Origin of the sequence: Immundisolibacter sp. (assembly GCF_028696615.1) — a bacterium.
Taxonomy (GTDB): domain Bacteria; phylum Pseudomonadota; class Gammaproteobacteria; order Immundisolibacterales; family Immundisolibacteraceae; genus Immundisolibacter.
Genome location: NZ_JAQVGQ010000264.1, coordinates 1 through 3,346, shown reverse-complemented (window position 1 = coordinate 3,346; position 3,346 = coordinate 1). Strand labels below are relative to the sequence as shown.

The 3,346-nt window shown below is 68.8% G+C and carries 5 protein-coding genes; 4 read left to right on the top strand and 1 reads right to left on the bottom strand.

Annotated elements, in window-relative coordinates; genetic code table 11:
• The 3 genes from PHC73_RS12930 to PHC73_RS12920 form a co-directional block, all read left to right on the top strand.
• On the top strand, nucleotides 1-877 hold an 877-nt coding region (locus PHC73_RS12930), incomplete at its 5' end, for an FAD-binding oxidoreductase (RefSeq protein ID WP_300129032.1).
• Nucleotides 878-955: 78 nt separating this feature from the next.
• Nucleotides 956-1,372 (top strand): cytochrome c, encoded by a 417-nt coding sequence (locus PHC73_RS12925; RefSeq protein ID WP_300129029.1) that lies wholly within the window; start codon nucleotides 956-958, stop codon nucleotides 1,370-1,372.
• A gap of 123 nt (nucleotides 1,373-1,495) precedes the next feature.
• Nucleotides 1,496-1,921: a c-type cytochrome gene (locus tag PHC73_RS12920; protein WP_300129026.1), complete on the top strand. Its 426-nt coding sequence runs from the start codon at nucleotides 1,496-1,498 to the stop codon at nucleotides 1,919-1,921.
• Nucleotides 1,922-1,964: 43 nt separating this feature from the next.
• Here the strand turns inward: PHC73_RS12920 and PHC73_RS12915 are convergent, their stop codons facing one another.
• Nucleotides 1,965-3,029, bottom strand: coding sequence for an acetate/propionate family kinase (locus tag PHC73_RS12915; protein WP_300129023.1), 1,065 nt, complete (start codon nucleotides 3,027-3,029; stop codon nucleotides 1,965-1,967).
• A gap of 96 nt (nucleotides 3,030-3,125) precedes the next feature.
• Between PHC73_RS12915 and PHC73_RS12910 the strand changes: the two genes are divergently transcribed.
• The coding region (locus PHC73_RS12910) for a hypothetical protein (RefSeq protein WP_300129020.1) at nucleotides 3,126-3,346 on the top strand (221 nt) is incomplete at its 3' end.

Here is a 3,346-nt window from a genome sequence, read left to right as displayed (position 1 = left end):
CGGTTACGACCTCAAGCAGCTGTTCATCGGTGCCGAAGGCACGCTCGGCATCATCACCGCCGCGGTGGTGAAACTGTTTCCGCTGCCGCGCGAGACCATTACCGCCTGGCTGGCCTGTCCGTCGGTCGAGGCCTGTGTGGCGGTGTTCGGGCGCCTGCGCGAGGCCAGCGGCGATGCCGTCAGCGGCTGTGAGCTGGTATCGCGCACGGCGCTCGAGTTCGTGCTGCGCCACCTGCCCGGCGCGCGCGATCCGCTGGCCGCGCCGGCGCCGTGGTATCTGCTGGTCGAGCTCAGCAGTTCGCGCGCCGCGGCGGGCTTGGCGGCGGCGCTCGAAGGCGTGCTCGAACACTGCCTGGAGCGCGGCGAGATCGGCGACGCCGCGGTAGCGGCGAGCGCGCGCCAGGCGGCCGATTTCTGGCGCCTGCGCGAAGCGGTGGCCGAGGTGCAGCGCCACGAGGGCGCCAGCATCAAAAACGACGTCGCGGTGCCGGTGTCGGCGGTGCCGGCCTTCGTCGCCGAGGCCAGCGCCGCGGTCGAAGCGGCCTGCCCGGGGCTGCGCGTGTGCGCCTTCGGCCACCTCGGCGATGGCAATCTGCACTTCAACCTGTCGCAGCCGCCGGGGATGCCGGCGGCACGGTTCCTGGCTCGCTGGGAAACGCTGGCGGGCTTGGTCAACGCGGCGGTGGTGAAACACCGCGGCTCGATTTCCGCCGAGCACGGCATCGGCCTTTTGAAGCGCGACGCGCTGGCGCCATTCGAGGGACCGGTGGGGATGGCGCTGATGCGCCACATCAAGGCGGCACTGGACCCGCAGGGCCGGCTCAATCCGGGTAAGATGCTGCCGCCTGATGAACGATCGTTCGTCCGCTCCGGTTGATTAGGATCACGGTCGTTCGCCTGATTCGTAAGGCTAAATGTCGTCGCGATCCGTTACGCACGAAAAAAGGGGGAAGTCATGAAGAAAACCACGCAGCGCCGTCTCGCCACCGTCGGTGCACTGTTGACCCTGACATCCGCAGTGGCGCTGGCGGCGCCGTTTAGCGACGAGACGATGGCGCGTGCCCGGCGCGATTACAACAAATACTGTGCGTCCTGCCACGGCCCCGAAGGGCATGGTGACGGCCCGGTCGCCCAATCCATGAAGGCCATGCCGGCCGATATCACCGTGCTCAGCCAGAAGAACAATGGCGAATTCCCGACCGAGCGCGTGCGTGACATCATCGACGGCCGCGCCGACGTCAAGGCGCACGGGCCGCGTACCATGCCGGTATGGGGCGAGGAACTGTATGTGTCGCCGGAAGGTGTCAGCCAGCGGCAGGCGCAGGATCGTATCGCCGCGCTGACCGAATACGTTCGCCGTATGCAAAAGTGAGCCGCGCTCGTACGATGAGGGGAGTTTTCTCCCGCAAGCCGGCGCGCGCCGCCCCGACATAGGCTGACGGGCGCGGGTGTTTTTCAGGGATGGTCGTTTGATAACTCAAGGAGAACAGGTGTCATGCGTATGCGCCGTTGTGTGCAAAAAATCCTCGCCCCGCAGCGGTTCGCTGCCTTCGCGCTGCCGCTGCTGGCGGTTGCCGGTGCTGCCTCGGCCGCTCCGGTCAGCGACCTGCAGCGCCAGGACTACATGGAATACTGCGCGTCCTGCCACGGTCCGATGGGGCGTGGTGACGGGCCGGTGGCGGCGGAGCTCAAAAAGCGCCCGGCCGACCTGACCCAGCTGGCCAAGAACAACAACGGCCAGTTCCCGTACACGCGGGTGCGCGCCATCATCGACGGGCGCGGTCAGGCGCTCGGCATCCACGGTCCGGCCGAAATGCCGGTGTGGGGCCAGCGTTTTCGTGACGAAGGGAACAATGATCCCCAAGTGCGCGCCAAGATCCTGAGCATCGTCGACTACCTGGCCAGCATCCAGGAAAAGTAATCCACGCGCGGTAGTCGGCGCTGCCCGTAGAAGCGCTGTCCCATCAGGCCGTGCCGGTCAGCGCCTGCTGACCGGCACGCGCCAATTCGCTGGCTTCATCCACCTCGAACACCCACACCGCGCAGCGCGAATCGTCGCTGCTGATGCGGCTGGTCGGGGCGGCGGCGTCGTTGGCGGCGGCGTCGAGCCGCACGCCCAGCCAGGCCAGGTCGGCCAGGATGCGGGCGCGGATCGGCGCGGCGTGTTGGCCTACCCCTCCACCGAATACGATGCCGTCGAGGCCGCCCAGCACGGCGGCATAGGCGCCGATGATCTTGCGCACGCGCCGGCAGTACACCTCGAGCGCGAGCGCGGCGTCTGCCGACGCGTCTTGCAGCAGCTGGCGCATGTCGGCGCTGCCGGCCAGTCCCAACAGGCCGCTGCGGGTGCTCAGCAGGGTCTCCATCTGCGACGCATCGAGGCCGGCGACGCGTTGTAGATACAGCAGCAGGCCGGGGTCCACGTCACCGCTGCGGGTGGCCATCACCAGGCCCTCGAGCGGCGTGAAGCCCATCGAGGTATCCAGCGGCTTGCCATCGGCGATGGCGCTGGCCGAGCAGCCGGCGCCCAGTTGCAGCGTCACTACCCGCCCCCCGCCGCCGGTGGCGGCCTGCCAGGCTCGCCACAGCGCCTGATGGGCGATGCCATGAAAGCCGTAGCGGCGCAGGCGGTAGGCGTGCGTGAGGTCGCGCGGCAGCGCGTAGGCGCGCGCGGCGGCCGGCAGGTCGGCGAAAAACGCGGTATCGAACACGGCGACCTGCGGAATATCGGCACCGAACCGCTGCCGGCAGGCGCGGATCATCGCCAGCGCCGGCGGGTTGTGCAGCGGCGCGAGCGGCGCGCAGGCCTCGATGCGCGCCTCGACGGCGGCGTCGATGAGCATCGGCCGCGCCAGATCGCCCCCATGCACCACCCGATGCGCCAGCAACGCCGGCGTGCCGAGGTCGTCGGGCAGTGCGGCGCCGGCGTCCAGGTGCACGCTGGCCAGGCGGCGCGGTGGCGTGCTGCGCGCGTCGAAGCGCCCGAGCTTGACCGACGAGCTGCCGACGTTGACGGTGAGGATTTCCATGTCTGTCACCCTGTTGCCGAATGGGCTGCGGTATTGTCGAACCCGGCAGCGCCGCCGTGCTGCGCTGCCGAAATCCCATCGCAGGAGAGCCGTCTCATGCCGCAAGCCGCCGTTTCCGTCGACATCGCTGCCATGGAGCGCTACCGCCGTGCCGTGAATTATTTGGCGGCGGCGCAAATCTATCTGCAGGCCAACCCACTGCTGCGCGAGCCGCTGCAGCCGGCCCACATCAAGCCGCGCCTGCTCGGCCACTGGGGCACGGCGCCGGGCATCAACCTGGTCTACCAGCACCTGAACCGCCTGATCGGCGACACCGA